The sequence below is a fragment of the Cohnella phaseoli genome (assembly GCF_003386235.1).
Taxonomy (GTDB): Bacteria; Bacillota; Bacilli; order Paenibacillales; family Paenibacillaceae; genus Cohnella; species Cohnella phaseoli.
Genome location: NZ_QRDZ01000004.1, coordinates 137158 through 157815 on the forward strand (window position 1 = coordinate 137158; position 20658 = coordinate 157815).

Annotated in this window: 13 protein-coding genes; 10 read left to right on the forward strand and 3 right to left on the reverse strand. The window is 50.9% G+C overall.

The window, feature by feature from the left end:
* Positions 1 to 10: 10 nt before the first annotated feature.
* Entirely contained in the window at positions 11 to 910 is a 900-nt protein-coding gene (locus tag DFP98_RS06875) for an AraC family transcriptional regulator (protein WP_116059830.1), read from the reverse strand.
* A gap of 243 nt (positions 911 to 1153) precedes the next feature.
* Here DFP98_RS06875 and DFP98_RS06880 point away from each other — a divergent pair, with 243 nt between their 5' ends.
* Entirely contained in the window at positions 1154 to 2254 is a 1101-nt protein-coding gene (locus DFP98_RS06880) for an SGNH/GDSL hydrolase family protein (protein WP_116059831.1), read from the forward strand.
* A 153-nt stretch (positions 2255 to 2407) separates the two neighbouring features.
* Here the strand turns inward: DFP98_RS06880 and DFP98_RS06885 are convergent, their stop codons facing one another.
* Both DFP98_RS06885 and DFP98_RS06890 read right to left on the reverse strand, forming a co-directional pair.
* The gene (locus DFP98_RS06885) at positions 2408 to 3988 is read right to left on the reverse strand and encodes a response regulator transcription factor (RefSeq protein WP_116059832.1); all 1581 of its coding nucleotides are present in this window, start codon (positions 3986 to 3988) and stop codon (positions 2408 to 2410) included.
* The gene (locus tag DFP98_RS06890) at positions 3966 to 5795 is read right to left on the reverse strand and encodes a sensor histidine kinase (RefSeq protein WP_116059833.1); all 1830 of its coding nucleotides are present in this window, start codon (positions 5793 to 5795) and stop codon (positions 3966 to 3968) included. Before DFP98_RS06890 ends, DFP98_RS06885 begins: the two co-directional genes overlap by 23 nt.
* A gap of 166 nt (positions 5796 to 5961) precedes the next feature.
* Between DFP98_RS06890 and DFP98_RS06895 the strand changes: the two genes are divergently transcribed.
* The 9 genes from DFP98_RS06895 (at position 5962) to DFP98_RS06935 (ending at position 20645) form a co-directional block, all read left to right on the forward strand.
* On the forward strand, positions 5962 to 6915 hold the full coding sequence (locus tag DFP98_RS06895; protein ID WP_116059834.1) for an ABC transporter permease: 954 nt from the start codon (positions 5962 to 5964) through the stop codon (positions 6913 to 6915).
* A 22-nt stretch (positions 6916 to 6937) separates the two neighbouring features.
* Entirely contained in the window at positions 6938 to 7831 is an 894-nt protein-coding gene (locus DFP98_RS06900; protein WP_116059835.1) for a carbohydrate ABC transporter permease, read from the forward strand.
* 49 nt (positions 7832 to 7880) lie between these two features.
* On the forward strand, positions 7881 to 9626 hold the full coding sequence (locus DFP98_RS06905) for an extracellular solute-binding protein (protein ID WP_116059836.1): 1746 nt from the start codon (positions 7881 to 7883) through the stop codon (positions 9624 to 9626).
* A gap of 105 nt (positions 9627 to 9731) precedes the next feature.
* The gene (locus DFP98_RS06910) at positions 9732 to 12734 is read left to right on the forward strand and encodes a glycoside hydrolase family 99-like domain-containing protein (RefSeq protein ID WP_116059837.1); all 3003 of its coding nucleotides are present in this window, start codon (positions 9732 to 9734) and stop codon (positions 12732 to 12734) included.
* A gap of 28 nt (positions 12735 to 12762) precedes the next feature.
* On the forward strand, positions 12763 to 14736 hold the full coding sequence (locus DFP98_RS06915) for a beta-L-arabinofuranosidase domain-containing protein (RefSeq protein WP_116059838.1): 1974 nt from the start codon (positions 12763 to 12765) through the stop codon (positions 14734 to 14736).
* Position 14737: 1 nt separating this feature from the next.
* Complete coding sequence (locus DFP98_RS06920) at positions 14738 to 18079, forward strand: discoidin domain-containing protein (RefSeq protein WP_116059839.1); 3342 nt, start codon at positions 14738 to 14740, stop codon at positions 18077 to 18079.
* Positions 18080 to 18171: 92 nt separating this feature from the next.
* Complete coding sequence (locus tag DFP98_RS06925) at positions 18172 to 18834, forward strand: GntR family transcriptional regulator (RefSeq protein WP_181917527.1); 663 nt, start codon at positions 18172 to 18174, stop codon at positions 18832 to 18834.
* Between the two features lie 76 nt (positions 18835 to 18910).
* Entirely contained in the window at positions 18911 to 19828 is a 918-nt protein-coding gene (locus tag DFP98_RS06930) for an MBL fold metallo-hydrolase (RefSeq protein WP_116059841.1), read from the forward strand.
* Between the two features lie 22 nt (positions 19829 to 19850).
* Positions 19851 to 20645 (forward strand): SDR family NAD(P)-dependent oxidoreductase, encoded by a 795-nt coding sequence (locus DFP98_RS06935; RefSeq protein WP_116059842.1) that lies wholly within the window; start codon positions 19851 to 19853, stop codon positions 20643 to 20645.
* The last annotated feature ends 13 nt before the right edge of the window (positions 20646 to 20658 follow it).

Consider the following 20658-nt stretch of genomic DNA (forward strand, 5'->3'; position numbering starts at 1 on the left):
GGGGAAGACCTTAGTCCGAGTCCGAAGTCGTCTTCTTATGCTCGCTCCGCCAATGGGCGGGGCTTTTGCCGTATTTCTGCTTGAACAAGCGGCTGAAATAATGAATGGTCTGGAAACCCGTGGCGTGCGCAATATCCTGAACGCTCATATTGCTTTCCAGCAAGTACTTCTCGGCAGCGCTCATTCGAAGATTATTGAGAAATTGCAAAGGGGAAACCCCTTTATAGGCTTTGAACGTGCGGATCAAGTAGGAGGAATTCAAATGGGCATACTCGCACAGCTTCTGCAGAGTGAAGTTCTCCCAGTAGCTGGATTCCATCCAACGGACGAGAATCTCGACCGTTTCCACCGTCGAAGCGATTCGATTGACGGGCGGGTGGCTTGTCTTACCGTATAGCTTCGCATCCGGCTTGGCTACGTGACGGATGAGCGCAAGGATGGCTTGGATGTCGGAATAGCTGATTTGCCGGGTCAGCTCAGGCTGCTTGCGCATCCAGTCGGCCATCAGGATCTGGTGAAGTGCGTGAATACGCTCATAGACCGCTCGAACGGCAGGCAAGCTTCCATCCGAATCCGCCTGAAGACGGTTCCAGGTCTCGCAGTCCGACGGGATAGGGAAGGTTTCGCTTGCGTCATCCTGCAGCTCCCAGTAGGTATAACGGTAAATCCGGGATAGGAATTGCAAATGGTGGGAGGTATTTAAAGGGATAAGCAGAACGGCGGGACCCGTCATCCGGTAGGTGATGTTGTTGATCGTAATTCTCAGAGTTCCTTCGATAATATAGAGCAATTCGTGATGTTGAGGGTGAAGACCGCCGATTCTCGATTCCAAGGGAAAGAGAGAAAGGTTATCCTGTACAGACTGAGCCGCATCAAGAGAATTATCGTAGCCGAATGCGCGAATCTGCATGTTATCCTCTCCCGTACATCAAGATGTTTGGCCGATCCGACAGGCTCATTTTAGCATGAGAGAGTCGGGATCGTCGATATCGAAATTCAACCATAAATATCGAAAAAACCAATAATTTTCGGAATAGATTGTGGATCGGCACTCTCTTAATATAATAAGAAAACAGTGATCAGAGTGTGAGACGCGCGCGATTTTCCGAGTGGGACGAATTGATCCACTGGCAGAAGGAGAAGATTTGCAGACATGAGGACATTACCGGTCTATCAATATCGACGCAGCCTGGATCAAACCTGGAAAGCGCTTGAAAACGGCAAATTGACCGTCGGATTCATCGGAGGGTCGATAACGGACGGGAGGTCGCGCAACAATTGGCCGGAGCCGGTTGTCGCCTGGTTCGCCGAGACGTTCCCGCATGCGAGAATTCATGTGGAAAATGCCGCAATTGGCGCGACGGGAAGCGAGTTGGCCGTCTTTCGCGCAGAGCGGGATTTGATCGAGCGCGGCTGCGACCTCGTGTTCGTCGATTACGCCGTGAACGATTTATACGCGACCCCGGAGCGGAGAATGAACACGCGAGAAGGGTTGCTTCGCAAACTGCTGGCAGACGCGAGGAGGGATGTCGTATTCGTGTACACGTTCCATATTGACATGTACGAGAAGATGGAGCACGGCGGCATACCGGACTCGATTGCCGAATTCGAGCAATTGGCGGCGCATTATGAAGCCAGCTCGGTGTGGATGGGATTGCATGCTGTGAAGGAAATCGCGGCAGGCCGCATGCGTTGGGAGGAATGGCTGCCTGACGGTCTGCATCCCGGGGGCCGCGGCAGCTTGAGCTATGCCCAGAGCGTGATCGCGTATTTAGAGACGGACAGCAAACACTCGGCAAGCGCCGGGCGGCAAGCGGAACGGACGATGCCTGAACCTCTCTCGGCCCGCCATTGGGGCGCGACTACGTTCGTGCCGTTCGAGAACGTACGCACCGAAGGCCCGTGGGTCGTTCGTAGATGGCTCGATTACGAATGGATCGACCGGGTGCTGGAGACAGCCGCGGTCGGCGCCAAGCTGGCATTCGATTTTGAGGGACGCGGCGTAGCTTTGGGCTTCGATTTCGGTCAGAGCTCCGCGGAGTTCCGCTACCGACTCGACGGTGGAGAATGGGTCGCTTCAAACCGGAAGCGGGAGACCTGGCTCCCAATGGACGGCCTGTTCTCCAACTACTTAATCAGCGACGAACTCGAGAACGGCAAACATACGCTGGAGCTTGAGGTCGTGCACGGCCAAACGCCCGATTGCAAAGGCACCAACTGCCGTATCGGGTATATCGGGATTCTCCGGTCTTAACGTGAAATGAGTAGACGATCGCCGTCCGCGCCTAGTCGAACCTTGTTAGCTGACCGGACGACAGAAAAGCTCCCCTTATAGTAGACAGGTTAAATCATTCAAACCTGCTGCAATAAGGGGAGCTTTTTCATTCCCTAAATACACTATTTTCCTTTAATTGAGCGTCCTGTGCTCCAGCCGAAACTTGGTCGGATAGACGCCTTTCGTTTTTTTGAACAAATAGCTGAAATAGCTTTGGTTCACGTACCCTGTCGCCTCGGCGATCGCGCTCAAATCCCACTCTGTTGTCGTGAGAAGCTCTGCCGCCCGCTTGATCCGCGCGGCGTTCAAATAGTTGGAGAACGTGTCCCCCTTCTCCTTAATGAACAGCTGGCCCAAATAGGCCGGATTGACGTTGAACGAGACTGCGATCGTCTTGAGAGAGATGTTGTTTGCATAATGCTCGTCGATATAATCGGTCACCCGCTTAATGAGCGGACTTTCCCGGCTCTCCTGCGCTTCGATGCAGTCGATCGTCTTCACGGCCAACATCTGCAGCCATCCCGACAATTCATCCACGCTTTTTCTTCGAATCAGCTGTACGGCCAAGTGATCCTGACTGTCGAACAAGGACGCGGATTCCAGCTTGAGGCGGCTCATGACCGTCAGCATATGGTACAACAGCTCGATGGCGATATTCTGCACTTGCAGCGGAGAGACCGTCATAGTCCGGCAGATCGTTTCGAACGTGTCGGCGATGAACGCCGTCGCTTGTTCTTTTTCGCGATCGATGATGAGTTGCGCCAGACGGTTGTAAGGGATGCTCCTTCCCATGTCGGAGTCAGTCCGTTCCTCCCTGTCGCGGATATCGACGATCGTGGCTGGCGGCATGATGAGCCGGTACTCCATCAGCTGCTGCGCTTGCGCGTAGCTTTCCGACACCCGACCGCAATCGGCGATCCGAGAGCCGACCGTGACGAAGACGTCGCTCTTCAGGTATTGCCTGATGCTATCGACGCACTGCTGCAAGTAAGGATGAATAACGTCGGGTTCGAGGGCTGCGAGATCGTCTTGCACGATGACTGCGATCTGGTCCATAGAATCGCAGACGACAATCGCCCGGCAGCAGACGGCCAATAGTTCGGTGCACAGATTTTCCGCTGCATACAGCAGCAGGTTACGGTTTGAAGGCGATTCCGCTTCGGCGAACAGCGGATGGATGAGACACACGACATATGCCTTTTCATCGATGGCGAGCTGCAGCAGCTCGGCGCGCTGCCTGAAGTCGGCTTCGCCGATTTGGCCGGTTAGCCAGCGGTTCAGAATGTTGTTTCGCAAAATGACCGAGTCGCCCCGCAGTTGAATTTGCCGGTGAACTTCCTGATCGATCTTGGCCGTCATTTCCAGCAGGGTGTGCGACAATTCGTCCGGCTCCACCGGCTTGAGTAAATAATTTTCGATTCCGATCCGCGCGGCTTCCTTGACGAGGGCGAAGTCGTCGAAGCCGCTCAGGATGACGCATTTCAAGAAGGCGAATCGGCTTTTCGCTTCGCGAATGAGGGCGAGACCGTCCATTTCCGGCATTTTGATATCCGTAATCAGGATTTGCGCTTTTGTTTGCTCAAGCAGATCCAACGCCACCCGTCCGTTAGCGGCCTGCCCGGCGATTTCGATGCCGAAATTTTCCCAGGGGATCAATTCGAGCAGTCCTTGCAAAATCCGCGGTTCGTCATCAACCAGCAAAGCTTTGTACAAGCTCCATCATCTCCTTTCTCGTTATTGCGGGAAAACGGATCCGAACCTTGGTCCCGGTGTTGCGTTCGCTGTCGATCTCGACGCCGTACAGGTCGCCAAACAGCAGCCGTATCCGTTGATGCACGTTCGCGATGCCGATGCTGTCGCCGGATGGGAGCCGCGTCCGATTGAGCTTGCTGCGGATTTCGAATAGCTTGTCCGTATCGATCCCGCATCCGTTGTCGTCGATTTCGATCACGACCGCTTCTTCCGATTTGTAGCCGCTCACCGTCACCAGATTGTCGGGTTTGCTGTAATCGACCCCGTGCCGGAGCGTATTCTCCATGATGGGTTGAAGCAGATGGCGGGGCATGCTGTACGCCAAAATGTTCGGATCGATCTGGAAATCGATCGTAAGCGCGCCCGCGTAGCGTATGGAGTAAAGCTCCAAGTAATTTTCACAAAACGCCAGCTCCTCTTGAACCGAAACGACCATGCCGCCTTTGATGCTGCTTCGGAACAGCCTCGCCAGCGTTCCGATCATATAGCCGACATGATCGCTTCCGGAAGCCGACGCTTCCAAACGGATGACTTCAAGCGTGTTGTACAGGAAATGCGGGTCCATTTGCAACTGCAGCGCATGCAGCTCGGCATCTTTGAGCTTGAGCTCGGACAAGTACACCCGATCGATGTAGTCCGTCAGCCGGGCGGACATTTCATTCAAATTAGCCGCGATCATGCTGATCTCGTCGTTCGTTCCGGCAGTGCGGATGCGATAGGTCAGATCGCCATTTTGGATTTTGGAAATGGCGTGGTTGATGATGCGGATGCGGCGGGAGAACAACCGGATGCTAATGAAACCGAGCAATAGCGCGGCCAGAGCGCAGGCGGACGCGACGAACAGCACCGTATTGTGCTGGCGCTCAAAGCTGCCGGCTACCTGCGACAAGGGAAGCGAACCGACCACATAATAGCCGAGGTAGTCGTCGACTACGGCCGCGACGATACGGGAACGATCAGAGGCGCCGACTTGCGATTGCGCGATTTGCTCGAAGCCGGGAAACTTATGGCCGTAAGAAGCGCCGGTCGAATCGATGATCACGTAGCCGTCTTTCGTCAACACGGAGATTTCGGCATTGTGGTATTGGACAAGCCAGCTTTGGAGCCGGTTAGCGATCCGGTCGGCGTTGAAGTTGAGGGCAAACACGGCCACGCTTTTTTTGAAGCGGTCCGATTTGACGTCTCCGCGGATATTCGACACGATCGAGAAGATGTTCCTTTTGGTGCTGAAATGGTAGGTTTGGCTATAAGCGGGGGTGATGCTCAGTCCGTAAAACGCGTCGTCCAATGAGCGGAACATCGCATCGTTGTGGACGTTGTAGTCGTCAAGGTTCAAGGTCAAATCTTTGGAGCGTAGGAAAAGCTGCCCCGTCGCTTTCTTATAGAGCAGCGCATCGAAGATATCGTCATCCGTCGCGGCAGAGGCGTCCAGAAAATAATTGACCAGCATCGCTTTAGACAGTTTTTCGTCTTCCAGCTTCGGCGACGGATCGGCCAGCAGCTCCATCATGTCCTCGTTTTGCTTGGGGTTGATGTACAAGTTCTGGATCTGCAGCTTGACGGTGTTCACCTTCTGCGCGAATTCGCCATGAACGCTTTGCACCGCCTGCTTGACGCTGTTCGCGGCGTCTTGTTCCGCGGAGCGCCGCAAATTTTGCAGGATGGTCGAGCTGATGATAAATATCGTCGCCAAAATGATCAGCGTGTAGGTTAACAGAAGGCGGTTAAAAAACTTCCGTCTCAGCAACCGGCCATATATGTTCTGCATCGTCGGGTCCCCCGGTTTTGTCGGTCTGGTCTGGCCTGTCGCAAGCAAACCATAATTATCGAATATACCTATAATTTTAAGAATGGTTGCGCATACAGAGTCGAAGTTACAATAAGATCAGGACTTGACGGGGATGTCAAGTTCAGAATAGAGGAGGGAGGACGACATGTCAAACATCTTGATGAACGCGGCCGAGCCGGCGGTCGTCCGGGAACGGAGGACCCGACGTTCGCTCAGCGGGCGCGGGACGCTGCTGCTGATGGCCGTACCTTGCATCGCAGCGCTAGCGTTGTTTTCGTATTTGCCTTTGGTCGGGTGGGCGATCGCCTTTTTTGATTACAAACCCGGTCTCAGACTGCTCGATACCGAGTTTGTCGGCTTCAAATATTTCAAGATGGCGCTCGACAATCCGGAAATGCTGGCCGTGCTTCGTAATACGCTGGCCATGAGCTTTCTTGGGTTGTTAGCGTCGCCGCTCGGCGTGCTGTTCGCGATTTTCTTGGCGGAAATGAGAAGCCGCAAGCTGCAGCGCTTCATTCAAACGACGACAACGCTGCCGAACTTCGTAAGCTGGGTGCTCGTATACGCCGTTTGCTACGTGATGCTGTCTGCGAATGATGGCATCGTCAACAAAGTGCTGCTCCAACTGCACCTCATTGACCAGCCTCTGAATCCGCTCGCGAATCCGGACATCGTCTGGCTGTTCCAGACCGCGATCGGCATCTGGAAAGGGCTTGGCTTCGGAGCGATTGTGTATATCGCGGCCATTGTCGGCATCGATCAGGAGCAATACGATGCGGCAGCCGTGGACGGGGCGGGACGTTTCCGTAAAATATGGCACGTTACCATTCCCGGCCTCATGCCGACCTTCATTACGCTGTTGCTGCTAAGCATCGGCGGCGTGCTGAACAACGGCTTCGAGCAGTATTATTTGTTCCAGAACGGGCTTGTGCAGGAGAAAATCCAGGTGCTCGATTTGTACGTGTACCGGGTCGGCATCTACATGAATAATTATCCACTGTCGACGGCAATCGGCATGACGAAAACCATCGTAAGCGTTGCGCTTCTCATGTCGGTCAATGTATTGTCCCGCAAGCTGCGCGACCATTCGATTTTCTAAGGAACTGCGGGGTGACGGCCACATGGCGGGCAAGAAGGATTTCTGGTTTCAAGCGGCGAATGCGCTTATGTTTCTGTTGTTCGCGTTCGTATGCCTTTATCCGTTCTATTACATTTTTCTCGTGTCGGTCAGCGACGCCGATGCGGTATCGCGAGGGAGCGTGCTGTTGTACCCGATCGGCTTCACCTTGGACAATTTCGTTCATGTGATCCGGCTCGATGGAATTTTATCGGCCTTCCTGATCTCCGTTGCGAGATTGTTGGCCGGGACGCTGCTCACACTATTCTTTTCCTCAATGCTGGCTTATATCGTCACCAAAAAAGAGCTTCCCGGACGCAAATGGATTTACCGGGCCACGGTATATACGATGTTTGTGCAGGCGGGCTTGATTCCATGGTTCATTACGATGAAGACGCTGGGGTTGCAGAACAGCTTTCTGCTTTACATCTTGCCGGGGATCATCTCTCCGTTCGCGGTCATTCTGATCAAAACCTACATGGAATCGGCGATTTCGCCGGCCCTGGAGGAGTCGGCGATTATTGACGGGGCCGGGTATTTCCGGGTGTTCGCGAGCATCATGGTGCCGGTATCGATGCCTGTCATCGCGGCTGTGGCTGTGTTCTCCGCCGTTGGGCAATGGAACTCCTGGCAAGATAACTTCTATTTGGTGAGCGATTCCCGCTTGCAAACGCTGCAATACTTGCTGCTGAATTTCCTGCAGCAGGCGGAAATGCTGGCCAAGGCGGTTCAACTCGGAGACGGGAACGCCTTGGAGATGGCGCGACGCCGGCCGCTCGATCCGTTTGCGGTCAAAACGACGATCACAATGGTGACGGTCATTCCGATTATGCTCGTGTATCCGTTTCTGCAAAAATATTTTGTCAAAGGCATCATGATGGGTGCCGTCAAAGGCTGACGCAGACGCATCGATAAAGAGAATCAAACAACTTCAGGGGGTTAAAGAGATGAGAAAAACAGTAAAAATGACGACACTCGTTCTGCTTGCCGCTTTGTTGCTCACGGCTTGCAGCAAGGGCAACAACGGGGGCGCTGGAAATTCCGCATCCGGTTCCGCCCAAGGCTCGGAATCGACGGCATCCGCGGCCGGCCCGGACAACGAACCGGTGACGCTTACATTCTGGAGCGCTCAAATGGCGAGCAACGCGCCGAGCGGGATCCAGGAGGACCCCGTGTCCAAGCAGATCGAGAAGGAACTGAACATCAAGATTGATATGGAAACTCATCCGGCGGACGACAAGCTGGCTGCACTGCTGGCGACGGCCGATCTGAAGGATATTATGGTCGTCAATCAGAAATATGCGGAACAGATGAAAGATCTGGTCATCGATATGGAACCGCTGCTGGAAAAGTACGGTCCCGACATTGCGAAGAACGTTCCCCCTGAGACGATCGCTTATAACAAAGACAAGCTCGGCGGCGGCGCTTTGAAATTTTTGAGCCTCAATATCAATCAGAAGCCGGCTCGGCCCGACCCGGTCTGGGGCGGCGTGCATATCAGATGGGATTACTACGCGGAGCTGGGCTACCCGGAAATCAAGTCGGCCGACGATTACTTGAACGTCGTGGAGCAGATGATGAAGAAGCATCCGGCGAACGAGGACGGCAAAAAGTACTATGGCTTCTCGCCTTGGTTCGACTGGGGACCGTATGTGCAGACGAACACGATGGCGTTTCGTATGGAAGGCTATGAGCCGGTGGGCGGCACAATCCAGACGATGGCCATCGACCGCAATACGTTCGAGATGCGCAACAGCTATACGGACGAGACCTCGCCTTTCTGGACAGGCGTCGATTTCTGGTACAAAGCCAATCAGAAAGGGCTGCTTGATCCGGACAGCTTCACGCAAAAGTACGATCAGGCCGTACAGAAGTATAACAGCGGTCAGGTGCAGGCCAGCGTAATCAACTGGATGATTGGCGGCAGCAATGCGTATTTGATCAGCAAAGGCATTAAGGACAAAGGCTGGTTCGGTCCGGTTCCGATGTCAGGAAGCAAAGACTACCATTACAGCACTTACAAATACGGCTTGTCCGGGAACGTGCTGGCAATCAGCAAGTCGAGCAAACATCCCGAGCGCGCAATGCAGCTCATCAATTGGCTGTATTCGGCTCATGGTGCGATGACGGCCATCAACGGCATCGAAGGCGTCGATTGGGTGAACGAGAACGGCAAGTACAAATACACCGAGACCTATACGAAAAATGCACTCGATCCGGAAGTCGTCAACAAATTCGGGTACCGGAAATTCGCCAATAACCTGGGCCTTGATTATTCCGGCACGATTCCCGGCACGGACACCCCGCTGGACATCGCCCTCAGCCGGGATATCCAGATCGCCGAGTTGGAAAAGCCGGAGAACGCGATTGCCAAGCAAGCGGCCGCTCATTACGGGGTCGAACTGCCGGTCGATATCGTGCCCCCGGGCATCGCGTACGAGCAGAATAAGCTGACGGAGCTGTCCGGATTTTTGCCGGCGGCGCAGCCTGACGACATCAAACAAGTGGATCTCCAGATCGACAACTATTTACGGCAGGCAATTCCTAAAATCATTTTGGCCAAAAACGACAGCGATTTCGCGGACCAGAAGGCCAAATTGATCGAGCAAGTGAAGAAGCTCGGCGTCGACAAGGTGTATGGCTTCTGGGCAGACGCCTATACGAAGGCGATTGCAGATTCCGAGATGAAGTAGAGGGTAAGAGGTAACGGATGAAAAGCCGGCTTGGTGAAAAGCCGGCTGGTTTTTCATAACGGACGACACGAGGCTTTCATTTGACCCCTTGAAGGAGCGCGATTCATGATGAGGCAAATGATTAATAGGGCTAAAAGCAAAAATGCAAAGTTATTTATAGTAGGTTTAATTATGGCAATCGTGCTATCGATCAGTTCAATTTCTGGGATTGTTCCGATTAGAGAGGCGAGAGCAAGTTCAAACCTTGCACTCAACCAGCCTGCTGATTCACAAACACAGAGCAGCTCGTCCAATTCGGCTGCGCAAGCAGTGGATGGAAGTACGGCGACCAGTTGGATTGCAGCAAGCAATGCCTATCCGCAATGGCTAAATGTAAGACTTAATGAACTGAGTACGCTGTCGTCGATTGACATCACTTTTGGCAGCAATACGACCTGGTACTACCGACTGGAAGGTTCGAATGATAATGCCCACGATCACTATACGTTGTTGGTTGATAGATCTGTGAGCGGGGTTTCCGGACAGCACATAACGGAAACCTTAAACTCGAAATTCAGGTATGTAAGATTGGTTATTACCGGCGCGCTCAGCGGCGCTACTGCAAGCGTTCAGGAACTTCAAGTGAATGGGGAGGTTTATTCACAGCCTACCGGAATCGTTCCCCCACCCGTTCCCGTTAGTGTAGGAGACAATCTGGTCGTTGCGCAAGCTTGTCCCTTATGGTCTAATATCGATCTTTGGAATTCGGTTGCCGGATATCCGGAGCGAAAGCCGTTGATGGGGTATTACGATGAAGCTTACGATGTATCCACCGATTGGCAAATTAAGATGGCTGTCGAACATGGGATCACCACCTTTATGCCTTGCTGGTTTAGACAGAACGACAATGACGGAAAATCGCCTGTTATGCCGGCTTATGATCAGTTTGTTAACTCGCTTGCCAACACTGCGCAGTATAAAGACGATATGACTTGGTTTATCCAATGGATAGAACAACCCGGCATGGGCTACGCGAATAGCTTAAGCGATTTTAGCAACAATCTTGTGCCTTATTGGATAAACAGTTATTTTGAAAAATCGAATTATTTGAAAATTGACAATAAACCGGTATTTGCGATCTTTGATTTAACCCAGTTTGTCACCGATGTAGGCGGCCAAACGAATGCAACTACAGCCATTGCGAATTTCCGCTCGGCGGCAGTTGCTGCCGGATTCAGCGGATTGATTATTTTGTCAAATAACCATCAGAATACGTTGGCTACGGAAAGCGTTGCTCAAGCTGTAGGCGTCGATTTCATTTATTCGTATCATATCCCTTCCTTTATGAATACGAGACCAGCTTTATTTCCAAGCAATTCGCAGATCCTTGCTGCGCATACAACCACATGGAACGACTTTGCGGCGAACAGTGCCGTGCCCTACATGACTACGGCTTCTGTGGGATGGGAAGCATCGCCGTGGGGTAATTCCGACTTTGGATGGACATTGTCGCCTGCAAATTACGGCACGCTGATTGCAAATGCCAAAGCGAGAATGGACACGTTTGCAGGGGGATCCGTTCAGCGCAATATGATCTTGCTGGATAACTGGAATGAATACGCCGAGGGACATTACATCATACCTACGGCGCTAGCAGGTTACGAATATCTGGATGCCATCCGAAATGTTTTTGCGCCAGGCTCGTCGGATAATCATCCCACGCCTGATTTATCGCAAATTCCGCAATTGCTAAATACCCCAACGCCCTCTTCCCTGGTAAACGGGCATTCTTCGGGGACGTTACGCAACGATGCGACGATCGAAGCGGGGATGAAATACACGACAGGCAGCAGCTCAATTACCGTGAGTCAGTTGGGTAGAGAGTTTGTCGCGGGGAACTCGTTGACCCATCAGTTAAAGATATATCGAGATAGCGATAAATCATTGCTTGGGTCTTGCTCGGTCTCGATGTCAAGCGGAACAGCGGATGGGCTAGGTTATAAATATTGCAATCTGAATTCGAGTGTCGTTCTGTCCCCAAATACCGCCTATCTTGTCGTATCGACTGAAACACACGGCGGGGACCAATTCTATGATTCAGATAGAGCTGTTACTGTAAACACGGGCAGTGCGGCCGGCGGAGTCTACAATAGCGGCGGTACTTGGTATGGACCTTACGGCAGCGGTTCGTCTTATGGTTCGGTAAACCTTCGATATTCTTTGAATGCGGATAGCTTTGTAGCAGCGAACTCCGGGGGAACGCTTCGCAACGATGTAGACACAGAGGCGGGGATGCAGTTCACCACAGGCAACTCTACATTAATCGTGAGTGAACTCGGGCGTGAATTTATCAACGGTAACACGCAAACCCATACGATGAAGCTATATCGCGATAGCGATAAATCATTGGTCGGTGCGTGTAAAGTGGCGATGTCAACCGGTCAACCGGACGAATTAGGCTATAAGTATTGTTCGTTGACCAGCAAGATTAGTCTGCTCCCGAATACTACGTATAATCTGTTATCTACGGAATATAACGGTGGCGACCAATTTTACGATGCCGATCGATCTGTTACTGCAACCGTAGGCCAAGTGGTAGGCGGAAGATACTATAGCAACGGCACTTGGGGCGCATATGGCACAGAGGTATCCTACGGTTCTGTAAACTTTCTGTATACTTCGAGTTTTATCGCGTCAAAGTCCGGAGGAACTTTACGCAACGATTCAAATTCGGAGGCTGGAATGCAATTTACCACTGGCGCTACTGAAATAAATGTAAGGGCGCTGGGACGAGAATATATCAGCGGGAACAAACAGGCTCATACCTTGAAGCTATACCGTGACAGCGATAAATCACTGGTGGCTTCCTGCACGATCAATATGTCGGACGGAACGGCGGATGGGTTGGGTTACAAATATTGTGCCTTGTCGAGCAAAGTAGCGCTTTCGGCAAACACCGCTTATAATCTGCTATCTACTGAAACTAACGGAGGCGACTCATTCTACGATGCGAACAGGTCGGTTACCGTAAGCACAGGCAGCGGGATCGGCGGAAGATATAATAATGGCGGTACTTGGGGCTCTTATGGCACAGACGTATCCTACGGTTCGGTGAATTTTCTGTATTAAATAGGGGATAGGTTGAGGAGAGAAGAACATGACGATTAAATTTAAGGATAAATTAGTACGCCCGGAGATGGGGAAGGTGATCTTAGAGGGCTACCTTGGAAAAAGAATCGAGTCTTGTATAAGGAATGGAGTCATGGCAGCGCAGCATTCGCTCTACGCGATTCCGTTCCGAGAAAAGACGGATGACGATGGCAGCTGGGGAGGGGAGTTCTGGGGAAAGTGGTTTACGTCGGCAAGTCTTGCCTATCGTTATCAGCCAACGGAAGCTCATCGGAAAATTCTGAACAATGCCGTTGAAGAGCTTTTAGCCACGCAAGAATCTAACGGGCGAATTAGTAGCTGCAAGGAAGATTTCGGCGTATGGGATGTTTGGGGAAGGAAATATGCTCTGCTCGGATTGATCGCCTATTACGAGGAAACAGGGGAACGGAAAGCTTTGGATGCCGCAGTCCATGCGTTGGACGATTTGATAGAAGTGGCCGGTCCAGGTAAAAGGAAGCTGACCGAAACCGGGCTTTCTCTTTTGGAGGCATTGTCGTCGTGTTCCATTTTGGAGCCGATCGCACTGTTATATCAGCACACCGGAATCGCGAGGTTTCTAGAGTTTGCCGAGTATCTAGTTTCCCTGTGGAGCGAGCCCAATCGTTATACGCCTAAGGGCATGCGTTTAGTGGAGGATGCCTTGGAGGGGCTCGAGCCTGTTAGGATCTCATCGCCAAAAGGGTACGAGATGATGTCCTGCTTTGAAGGATTATGCGAATTATACCGGGTAACCGGCAATCAGACCTATTTGGATGCAGCAGTGAAATTCGCAAATAGAGTTCGCAAGAAAGAAATCATGATCGTCGGTTCGGGCTCCAGCGGCGAATTATGGTGCGATGGTGCAAGCCGTCAAACGGAGCTAATCGAACAGCCAATGGAAACTTGCGTTACAGCCACCTGGGTCAAGCTGTGCTATCAACTGCTTCGTCTCACCCAAGATTCCGTGTGGGCAGATGAAATGGAAATATCGGTCTATAATTCCTTGCTTAGCGCGATGGTTCCTGACGGAAGCTGGTGGGCCTATTTTTCGGCATTAATCGGTGAAAGGGTTCCAAGCCATATGCAAAATGAGATTGTTCAGTGCAGCTGTTGTTCGGCTAACGGACCGCGGGGATTGCTTACGGTTCCCGGATGGGCGGTCATGATGGGAACGGCGGGGCCGGTGGTCAACTTATATGTAAAGGGCAGTTGGAAATTGAAGCTCGCCGGCGGTCAGGAAGTGGAATTGCTGCAAGAAACCGACTACCCGGAGCAGAATCGAATTTCGATTAAGGTGCGGCAGCAAGTAACGGCTAACTATGCAATCAGTTTCCGAATTCCATCGTGGAGCAAACAAACCGAGCTTTTCGTTAATGGGGAGAAATATGTTTGCGAGCCGGGAAAATATGTTGAAATTACTCGTGAATGGACAGATGGGGATGAGGTTGAACTCGTTCTGGATCTTCGCGGTCGCGTGATGACAGCCCCGGGGAACGTCAATCAGAAAGCAATTATGCGGGGGCCCGTGGTTTTGGCTTTGGATAGCCGGATGGTGAAGGAAGAGAATGTAACGCTTTGGCTTCGTCCCGATTCTATGAAGTGGAAAAGAAACGAAGATTGGAACATGGATTACGTCTTGTTGGAAAACGTAACCGCAGATGAAGAATACATTGAGCTCACTCCTATAGCCGATAAGCCGGAGGGGGTTTGGATGGCATTTGAGGTGCCGTTCCTATATCGTCCCTCCCACTTTGTGAAGCATGAAAAGCGAACACTGTTCATGTGCGACTATACGAGCGCTGGAAATGAATTTTGTGAACAAAATCGGTTTCGCGTATGGCTGCCTCAGCCGCTCTATATGGGAAGTGCTTTTCCAACCGGAACGTGGCGAATTCTCGTTCATACCGAAGATCGGCCGAAGATCCCGGACCGCGCTATACAGATCCCTCAATCTGGAGCATTAAGTTTGGGGAGAAATTAGGATGAATAAAAGGCAAATGGATAACTTCTTAACCCAAAGACTTGTCGGCATCGAAGAGGAAATAGAGCAACCCGGAAGCTACGAGAAAATGTCGGTATCCGGAACCATAAATCATTTAAGCGTGAATGCCGGGTATGAATTTGTCCTGCATGAGGACATCCTCATTAAGGCACTGGGGAGAATTGTTCCTGTCGGACGTCAGATGCGCGAGGTTCATGACCTTACTTTATGGGAGGTGAAGGATGGAGCCGTACTTGCGCAAGTTTCCGTGAGAACGGGCTCGAATACGGATGCCCTAGGCTGCAAATATGAAAATTTGGATAGTCCGGTGAAGCTTTATAAAGGAGAAACATACAGACTAACTTCTTCGGAATCGAAGGGGGGAGATCGTTGGCTGGATTTGCTGACGATCGAACAGCATAGAGAAATAGCTACGGTCACTTGCGGTGTAATAGGGGAACCGGGTACATTCCCTTTGACTCGAACGGGCAACTTGAGCGAAGGGTTTGGGAATGTGACCTTCTATATGGACACAGATCGGGATATTCTTGAGCAGCCTCCAAATTTAACCCGGTTATTGCCTCCATCCCAAGCCGTATATACGTCTAGTTCGCTTCAAGGATACAGTATGCTGGGGGCAGCTTGGCATTCCAAGCTCGGTTTTCCCTGGAATCGGGTGTACCTTGTGGACGGATATACGCAATCCGATCGCCATACTTTAGGTTGGAGCAGCGACCATCTTGTAGATCGCGATCATCCGGAATGGGTCAAAATCGATATGGGAGCCATTCAAACGATTACTGCAGTGGATTTGTACCCGCGTAATGATCACGGCTATGAAGGTGAGCATTATCCGGTTAATTTCTCAATTGAAGTCTCAAGCGACGATAGTTCGTGGAAAGTAGTAGCGAATGTTGAGAATGCAGAAAAGCCGAGCGGTGAGCGGCAGAGGTTTGAATTTAAAGCTGTAGAAGCCAGATATGTTAGAGTGTTCTGCACGAAGTTAAGACCGCATCAAGGGGAATATAGAGTACAACTGCGGCAAATAGAAATTTACAATTTGCAATTGCCTAATGCCGCTCCAGTGGTGATTGAGACCCCAATCGCCCGGACAGTAACGATTGGGGCTCTTGTGGATGAACAGTTCGGGGGGACGACGCTGAGGAGCGGCTGGGATAGAGATCTCGTTGGGGCAGACGTGAACACGGTATACCCCGGGAATTATGCGGAAATGACCCGGCACCCGAAAGCGCGCGCATTCACGGCTTTCAGGAGGTTTCCAATTCAGAGGTCGGGAAATCTGACAGTGGAATACAGATTTAAGTTATCTGACCTAGCAGATGGAATCAAGATTCAACTTCGTAACGAAATCGTGCCGGCAATCGGATTTGTAATAGAATCGGGAAATCTATGCTATCAGGAAGCAGGCGGAAATCTCAAGATCGTCCAAGCCTGCCAGCCAGAAATCGACTATGGAATGAAAATCGTTGCGGATATCGTCCGTGCGACAATCAATGTATTTATCAACGGGAGACATTCTCTTTTCAACGCATCCTTCTTGAACGAAACCAATCAAATCGATAATTTCTATATTGAGATCGGTGGAGATTCGCCAGTTACCGTATCGCTCTCACCGATTCGAATCTATACAGGCTATTTGGTATTCGAACAATTCCTGACAGCCCTATCCGGCCATTTGCCTGACGATTGGACATCTCGTTCGTTGGGAGGAGAAGTTGGCGTGTATAGCTTGGACAGTTATCAAGGGCCGGACACGTATAGTCTAAAGCTGAAGGATACGAGTACAAATGAAAAAGTAACCGTACAGAAAAGCTTTACGGCATCATCCGGCCATGCGGAAACCGGCGCCTCGGTTTGGGAGTATAAATTTCTTCTGCCCGTGAAAATGGATGGTATAGAATCTGCCTTGTTGGCGGATTCCAAGTCCGCAATAGCTATCGTAACTTATCAAGGAGCCATCGCTTATCTAAATTCGTTAGGGCAGCCTGTCCCGCTTTACCGCTATCGGCATAATGTTTGGTACCATATGAAAGTAGTAGTTCGCTTCGAAGCGGCAACAGCAGATATCTATATTAACGGAAAGATGAGAGGATGCGGAGTAGAGTTAGCTGCCCGCGACATATCCTATGTCAATCAAGTCCGATTTTCCACCTCTATAGCAGCAGAAGGCGATCTATTCTTGGACGATATCCTAATCTATGAGCAGCTGCCCGAACCAGACGATTATGTGCCTGAACCCGAAGCGGCCAGCCATGAACCTTACCTTCTCGGAATGCAGCAATGCTCGCTTTGGCGGGAAGGGACTTGTTCGGGTTATGATCCGGTTCGCAATAATCTGGATAGAAAGCCGGTTCTGGGCTGGTATAATGAAGGCGATTTGGAGGCCGTGGACTGGGAAATTAAATACTTGGTCGAGCATGGCATCGATTTCCTTCAATACTGCTGGTTTGGACCGACACTTTCTTGGAGATCGGCCATTCAACCGATTAAAGATACAGCCATGACGAAGCATGCGCTTCATGACGGGTTCTTTTATGCTAAATACAGCAAGCGTCTCAAGTTTTCAATCCTGTGGGAAAATAGCGATCGCGGTATCGACTGGATGACTGCGGATAAAAAAGAAGAGTATTTCAAGGAAAATGTTTTCCCTTACTGGATGGAATATTATTTCAAGGACGAGCGTTATTTGAAGGTTGGCAACAAACCGGTTTTATCCATCTACAGAGTGGAGAACTTGATTGAAGATTTTGGCGACAGTTCTTATGTTAAGCAAAATATTATCCAATGGATGCGGGAGCAATTTATCCAGGAAGGTTTTGCAGGTGTCATTCTGCTCTGTAACGATGTCGAATTCGAATTTAGCCACTATGAGCGGATCAAGGAATGCGGGTTTGACTATGTGTTTAGTTATGGACAGAATACGCAGGAATTGCAATCGAATCAGAAAGCAAAGGCTGAAAGCGTTGACCTGCAAATGATCGGGGTCGCCAGCACCAACTGGTCTATTGAAGCTTGGGACGAGCCGGGCTCTTATGAAGGATATCAGCGCGATCCGGAATTATTTGAACAGGATTTGAAATGGATGCGAAACCATCTAATGCCCTCGTTTACCGACAATTCCCTGGGGCGCTCCATGCTTTTCTTCGACAACTGGAATGAATACGGGGAGGGGCATATCATAATGCCGACTGAAGGCATGAGATTCGCCTATTTGGATGCAATACGCCGTGTGTTTGCCAATGCCGGCCCTCATAAGGATATTGTACCAACGGCGCTACAAAAATCACGATTCGATACCTTATACCCGCATGGAGACTGGTGACCTCTGAGCAACTCATTGACAAAACACGTGCCACGCTCTAATATCATATTGAGAAGTGTAACATGTTACAGGTGAAAATGAGGATTGAGTCGATGACCAAGTTCAACCAGATTGAAAATCTGCTTACGACGGATCGCGTATACAAAGAGTTGAAGAATGCGATTTTTAAGCGTAAGCTGGCTCCGGGCGAAAAGTTGGACATTTTCGAACTGGCCGAACAATTTAATGTTAGCAGAACACCGGTCAAGGAAGCGTTCAACCGTCTTCAAATGGAAGGTTTACTCGTGATTAGGCCGCGCAAAGGAACGTATGTGGCGGAAATCGATATGAACCGGATTATGGAAGTATTCGATGCCAGGCTTCTTATCGAGACATGGGCAGCCAGAATCGGGGTGGAGAAAGGGACGCAGGAAGATTTTCAAACTTTGCGCAATCTCTGCTTGGAAATGGATAAAGATTATAAAGCAAAGCCGTTCGATTCGCTCAACTATAACGAATTGGACATCCAGTTCCATATTCAGCTTGTGAAGATGGGACAGAACCAAGTTATTTTGGATTTGTACAAAGGTCTTAACGCTCATCGGGTGACAGAACGAGCTTTCTTCGACAGAGCTTTCGAGAAGGCGGATTCGAGTCATCATCACCATCTTGAAATCGTCGAGGCTTTCGAGAAGCGAGAGGAAGCCCTTGTTTTGGCGCTGGTTGCCAATCATATTGTGAAAGGAAAAGAGGCATTGCTTCAATCTCAGAAGTAATGCGCTTTTTATTGATGAACTAACATGTTACATGTTAGTTTGGCTACCTCAATCATAGAAGGAGGGGCAATTCCTTATGAAAATAAATGAAAAGATATTCGCGGCCAAAACGATGCTTTCCGACACGACTCCGCTTCACACTTTTCTCGTCAAAGGCAGAGACTTCTCCGTATTGATCGATTCGGGCGTAGCATCCATGTTCGGCGATATTGTCGGAGTTGTGGATGAGTCCGAATCGTCCGATATACGCTTTCTATTTAACACTCATCCCCATGCAGATCATATTGGAAGCAACAAGCAACTGAAAGAAAAGTACGGTCTCCTTGTCGCGGCACCGGTCGGTTCCGAACGCTGGATAGAAGATATGGCGTATCACTATGAACAGTTCTGCCTGCCTTTTCCGAACATTTTGCCTCATTCCGAAGAAACGAAGCAAGACATTCTTGGACTGATGGATGGCGGCTCGAAAGTGGATCTGACAATCATGGAAGGTATAACGATCCAACTGGACGATGAAACACGTCTTATCACGCTTGAATTGTCCGGGCACATGATGTATGAGATTGGATTTATCGAGCAAAGCACGAATACGCTCATCCTGGGGGATGCCATTACCCTTTATGAAGGCGATTTGTTTCCGGGCCACTTCAGCCCAAGGCAATATCGCGCGTCGGTGAAGAAGCTGGCCGAACTGAATCGCCAGCATCAATTCAAGCAAGTGATTACGGCACATTTCGATCCGACGGATTCGGCGGGACTGAACAAACACCTGTTAGGCGTTCACCGTATGATCGATCAGGTCGATTGGACGATTCATGAGATTTTGATGGAAGCTGCCGAACCGCTGTCTCTGGAACCGATCTGGAGAGCGGTGTGTGTGCGGATGGGACGTATTTACGAATTCCGGGGACTAGCCATGGTGTACGGGCATTTGACCGAGGCCGTTCAGGACGGAAAAGTGCTGCAGCTTGGCGACCTATATACGGTTCGCTGATTGTACTTAGGAGGGATAGGAGATGGATTTTCAAGGAAAAGTGGTTATCGTTACGGGCGGCGCCAAAGGGATTGGTCTCGGGGCCGCGCGCAAATTCGCGCAAGGAGGCGCTTCGGTCGCTATCGTATCGAGGAGCGGTACGGCGGACGCGGCGGAGCTTCTTCGGGACGAAACGGGAAACAAAAATGTGATTGGAATAGCGGCTGATGTATCGAAAGGCGATCAAGCGCGGGAAATGGTAAGACAAACGGCCGAAGTATTCGGTTCAGTCGATATACTGGTCAACAGCGCGGGTGTCCAACGTTACGGCACCGTCGTCGACACGGAAGAAGACGTGTGGGACGAAGTGATGGACACCAACGTCAAAGGCATGTACCTGACCTCAAAATATGTCATACCGGAAATGCGCAAGCGCGGAGGCGGCGCTATCGTGAACGTCTCCTCCGTGCAAGCTTATGTTGCTTTGGCGGGCTCGGCCGCTTACGTCACTTCGAAAGGAGCGATCAATTCGCTTACTAGGGCGATGGCGCTCGATCACGCATCCGAAGGCATTCGAGTCAACTGTGTCTGTCCGGGATCGATCGACACTCCGATGCTGCGCTGGGCGGCCGAGTTGTTCAAGGGCGATCAAACGCAGGAAGACGTGATCGATTCTTCCTGGGGACGGATGCATCCGATCGGACGGGTAGGCACGATGGAGGAGTGCGGTGAACTGATCGCCTTCCTGTGCTCGGACAAAGCGGGATTCATCACAGGCGGAGATTATAAAATCGATGGCGGGCTACTGACATCTGCTGCTGTCGTGCTGCCGAAATAGAGGGGGAAACTAC